General features: G+C 27.3%; 5 protein-coding genes. All 5 read left to right on the forward strand.

The window, feature by feature from the left end; genetic code table 11:
- Positions 1–513 precede the first annotated feature (513 nt).
- Genes OJ995_RS13415 through OJ995_RS13435 form a run of 5 tightly spaced genes read left to right on the forward strand, consistent with a single transcriptional unit; the run spans position 514 to position 5,111 of the window.
- Positions 514–1,398, forward strand: a complete 885-nt coding sequence (locus OJ995_RS13415; protein ID WP_264369903.1) for a hypothetical protein — start codon at positions 514–516, stop codon at positions 1,396–1,398.
- A gap of 11 nt (positions 1,399–1,409) precedes the next feature.
- Positions 1,410–2,213, forward strand: coding sequence for a tetratricopeptide repeat protein (locus OJ995_RS13420; protein WP_264369904.1), 804 nt, complete (start codon positions 1,410–1,412; stop codon positions 2,211–2,213).
- A gap of 11 nt (positions 2,214–2,224) precedes the next feature.
- A complete protein-coding gene (locus OJ995_RS13425; RefSeq protein ID WP_264369905.1) occupies positions 2,225–3,202 on the forward strand; it encodes a tetratricopeptide repeat protein in 978 nt (325 codons plus the stop codon).
- Between the two features lies 1 nt (position 3,203).
- Entirely contained in the window at positions 3,204–4,013 is an 810-nt protein-coding gene (locus tag OJ995_RS13430) for a tetratricopeptide repeat protein (protein ID WP_264369906.1), read from the forward strand.
- A 12-nt stretch (positions 4,014–4,025) separates the two neighbouring features.
- The gene (locus OJ995_RS13435) at positions 4,026–5,111 is read left to right on the forward strand and encodes a FecR family protein (RefSeq protein ID WP_264369907.1); all 1,086 of its coding nucleotides are present in this window, start codon (positions 4,026–4,028) and stop codon (positions 5,109–5,111) included.
- Positions 5,112–5,332: the final 221 nt, after the last annotated feature.

A 5,332-nucleotide genomic window follows, 5' to 3' on the forward strand; every position in this document is an offset into this window, starting at 1 on the left:
CAATTGGCTTTTTATGGGAACACTCGGAATTATTGGTGTTTTACTTTTTATTTGGACTATAAAATTAATAGAAAATGAAACAGTTAGTAAAATTAAAAACTAAAAAATTAGTTAAATAACTACAAAAAAATAGTTGTATATGTGTGTAGAATGGTTAGCTAAGGTTTTGAAGTAATTTTAGGTTGGAATAGATTTATTTCGTCAAGTCTATATTTTATATTGTTCTCAATGATTTTAATTCTATTTGGGTTTAATCTTGAATTTTAGTGTATCCATAAAAAAAAAATAACTTAATTTAGTAAAATATTTTGTTTAAAAATAGGATACGACATACTTCTATATTTCACTATTTACCTAATAAACTGACTTTTATCATTTTAATTTAAAATTATTGTTCTTAAATTTGAATATATTAATTTAATATCAAATACATTTTTTCTTAATAATTTGACTGGTTAGGTCTGTACAAATACACAAATTAAACAGAGAAAAACAATTTAAATACATAAATATATGAAAGGAATTATATTAAAAATTAGTGAAATTAAAGTCTTAGCCCTAAAAATTTCATTTTTTGTAATTTTCACTTTATTTGGATTGCAAGTTAATGCACAAGAAATTAAAACCGAGGTGGATGCCGTAAGTTTTTTGGATAAGATGCCGAAAAATTATTTTATTACTGAAACCACCAAACGTTTAGATGGTTTAGAAGTAGAAACTTTTTACCAATGCGAGGGCTATGTTATAGAAAATGAATATCTAATATTATTTTTAAAGGAAATTGATGATGTTGAAAATAAAGGAAAATTAACACATTTGATGCTGAACTTACTAGATAGTTTAAAAATGGATAAAATAACTAAAAAAAATAACGAAAGTTATTTTGCGAAATACATTTCCTATAAAAATTATAAAATAACCTGCGGCTGTGCAAAATGTGATATTGAATCTGAAACAACAAAATTTATAAAAAATCTCAGAAAGGAATGTAATGAAAACTTAGATAAATTTTATACTTCTTTCAATATCTTAAAATTAAATTTTAATGCTTCAGAAAAAGCGGAAGAAAAATTAATAAAATTTCGAGACGAATACATAAAATTAGGGAGAAACAGAGAAATAACCGAAGAACAACGCAAATTTATTATTCAAGCAAACGTTGCCAATGATGCAAAAGATTATGTCAATGCCTTACTCCTATATCGTAAGGCAATAGACGTAAATAAGTTTTCTTATCCGAATGCCTATTTCAACATGGCTCTGATATTGGCTCATTCTGGATATTACTATCAAGCAACTTATGCAATGAAAGCATATCTTATACTTATGCCTGATGCCGAAGATGCCCGCAAAGCTCAAGATAAAATTTATGAATGGGAAATGTATGTTAAATATTAAAAACAATTATCATGAAAGCAATAATTATTATTATTTTATTATTAGCTAATAATCTTTTTGCACAGAGTCAAACTTTGAACGATTCTGTTTTTATGGGGTTAAAACTTCCTCCAAATAATGAACAGGCAAAGCTTTTGGTTAAAAATTTAGAGGATCAAGTTAATTCTACCAAATGTTGGTTTGTGATTGATGGAAATTACAAATGGAAACCCAAACTTAAAATTTTTGACAATAGACTAGAACTTTTTAATAGCGGGACTCCAATAAAAACTATTTATTTTGTTAATATTACAAACAATATCCACTATGTTTCAGGTCCTTCGTATGGTATAAATTACGATTATGTTTGGTTTGAAGAAAATGCAGGAGTGTGTTTTAAAAAAAATCAAGGCAATGTGTTTTACACAAATTTAACTGCCATTGTTGCTATTTTAAAAAAAGCACAAACCAATTATAAAATTACCACTATGAATAATCAATTAGATGAATTTAAAATTAAATCATCTGAATATCTCTCTAAAGAAGTTAAACCTAATGTATCTGAAGAACAAAGAAAGTTTATTGTGCAAGCAAATGCAGCAAACGAAGAAAAAAAATATACTTTAGCATTGGAAATTTATGAAAAAGTATTTCAAGTAAATCCGTACAGCTATCCTCAAGGTTATTTTAATGCTGCATTGATAGCTGCCCAACTTGAAGATTATTCACTTGCCATTTATAATTTGAAAAAATATCTAATTATTTCTCCTAATGTCGAAGATGCTCGAAAAGCACAAGATAAAATTTATGAATGGGAAATGTATATTAAATATTAAAAACTATTATCATGAAAACAATATTTTTTTTTATGTTTTTATTGACTAATAATTTTTTTGCACAGAGCCAAACTTTGAACGATTCTGTTGCTATGGGGTTAAAACAACCTCAAAATATTGAAGAGCTAAAAAAAGAAATCTTAAAATTACTCAATGATATAGAATCTATAGCTTTTTGGGGGGAGGCGTACCATAAAGGTTGTAAATTAGGAAACCAAAATAATATTTACATCATTTTTAAAGGTAAAAATGAGGTAATCACAGAATCAGGTTTTAAATATAGCCATTTTGATGAAAAAGGAAGTTATATAAATCATTTGGATTCCATCTACTTTTCTAGTGACTCATTGTTAAAATTTGAAAGTAGGAATCCTTTTAGATTTACTGAAAACAATGGCGTATGCTGTAAATGTGGCAAAAAATCAAAATTTTACGAAATTCCTGCTCAAACATTTGAAATTAAATTAAATGACATAAAACTTACATACAATGGAAGCATTTATGAAAGTAATAAAATATATCTTTGGGACTCAAATTTAATACCCAAGTTAACTGCTACCGCTCGAACATTAAGACTCACTATAAGCTATAATAAAGAAATTTTGGAACTGAAAGATTTCGAAAAAGAATACAGCGAGATTGATAATATACTTAAAAATCAACCTGTTTCTGAAAATCAACGAAAGTATATTGTTCAAGCAAATGCATTAGCCAAAGAAAAGAAATTATTTGATGCTATTACTCAAATGAAAAAAGCATTAGAAATAAACAAGTTTAATTTTCCAGATGCATATTACAATCTATCCTTATTATCAATTCAAAGTTACGAAAATTACGAAGAAATTCGCTTGCCAGATTCTGCAGAAAGGTGTTTAATAGATGCCATTTTTTACTTGAAAAAGTATTTGATATTAATGCCAAATGCTGAAGATGCCCGAAAAGCTCAAGATAAAATTTATGAATGGGAGTTTAAAATTACACATCAATAATATGAAAAAAAAATTAATAATCATTCTCACTTTGTTTTGTATAAATACTTTCTCTCAAAACAATAATTCAAATCTTAATGATTCATTGATGTATAAGATTACATCATATATTAATGAATACAAATGGGTATTCTGGATAAGTGATGAAATAAATACAAAAACAATGACTAAACTACAAATTGAAGCTAATGAAAAAATTGTATTTAGTGGAGACAGTCTTCTGTTTATCACAAAAGAAGGAAGAAAAAGAATTTCTCTTATAGACACTATAACAAGTGTAGATGATGCTGAAACACCTAGTATAAGAGTTGGTTCAAAATTACTTATTACACTTCCTTATCGTTCTAATGGAAAATATAAAGCAGGACGATTTTATTTTAATGAAGAATCTAAAAAAAGAATAACTTTATTATATAATTTAATGTTGCCACTTTCTGATAAATTTAGAAAAGATGAAGATATGAAAATAAACAACGAACCTGAATTGTTTAAAAAAATCGTAGAACAATATAAGTCACTGGAAAATCAAACAATATCTGAAGAACAAAGAAAATTCATTGTTCAAGCCAATCAACTAGCCGAAGACAAAAAGTATTATGACGCTTATTCTTATTACGAAAAAGTACTAAAAATAAATCCTGTTTCATATCCGTATGCGTATTATAACATGGCAATACTTAAAGAAAATATAAAAGATTTTAAACGAGCTATAATGAATATGAAAAAATATTTAATACTCTTGCCTAATACTGAAGATGCCCGAAAAGCGCAGGATAAAATTTATGAATGGGAGTTATTTGTTAAAAAATAAAAAAATATAAATATGAAAGTTAATATAAATATTGTAATCCTTTGGATCATATTAGGAAGTTTTATTATAATACCACATCAAAAATTGATGGCACAATCAGGCATTGAATGTTTAGGTTGCGGTGGAATGAATGGCAAACATAATACTGGTTGTAAGTATATGAGTTCGAGTACGAGTTCGAAGTCATCCGTAAAAAGTTCTTCTTTTGAGCAAGAAATAATGGGTGCTATTTTTTCAAATATGCTGAATAGTGTATTCAATAGCAGTTCAAATTCAAAAGAAACCGAAGCTGAAAAATTAAAACGACAGCAAGATGAACAGATAAGACAGCAAAGATTGGCTGCATTGATAGCATTACAAAAAAAGCGTAACGATTCCATTGCACAAGCCAAACACAATAAAATGATGAGTGAATATAAAAAACTCGATAGTGGAGGCGAATTAAAATATAAAGGTTTAGATGATAATAAATGGAAAGCTTCAATACACTTTAACTGTAAAATTACATCGTTCAAAGGAGAAGTAACTGTGATGAAATCTGTAGACGGAAAATTACATGCAAAACAACTAACCGCTGACCAACCAATAGATTTATCCCCAGGAGATTGGATTAAAACAGGACCAAATAGTAGTATTAAATTACATTATGGCTTGGAAAAAGGAGGTGAAGATGTTATGCTAGGTCAAAATTCGGCTATGAATATCGTTACAGATGAAAATGGTACAAATATTCCCAAAATTCAACGAGGAAATGTGTATATAACAAATAATTTGGTGTCAGAAAAAGCAGCAGAAATTACAGAGGACATAATTTCAGAAGCTAACAAAGAAATAAGTAAATTAAGAAAGAAATTAAAGGTTAGAGTACATGGAGGCACTTGTTCTATAAGAGGTACAGAATTTTCAATTGAAGTGGATTCATTAGGAAATTCAATATTCAATGTTTTTGAAGGTGTTGTCGAAATTGTAGATGACAATGAAATTTTTAAACTAACACTTACAGCCAATCAAAAAGGAATTATAAGTAACTCTGGAAATCTCTTAGGGCCAATTCCAATTAAAGCTAATGAAATAATAAAATGGTGGAAAGAAAAATAGTTCTTATACTAAACAAAGTATCTAACCTCAATAAATTATGCACTAAGTTAAACATGGATACTTCTTGTACAAACTTTTTTTATTCTATCTTCCAAAAAAATATAAAATTGACATATTTAGAAGCTATTTTAAATTAAAATTTTGCGTACAGTTTTACTGGAATAGATAAAATAGCCATTTTTACAATGAGTTATAGTTTAGCTCATATTTTAAGTGCAAAA

This window comes from Flavobacterium lacisediminis, assembly GCF_025909975.1.
Lineage (GTDB): Bacteria > Bacteroidota > Bacteroidia > Flavobacteriales > Flavobacteriaceae > Flavobacterium > Flavobacterium lacisediminis.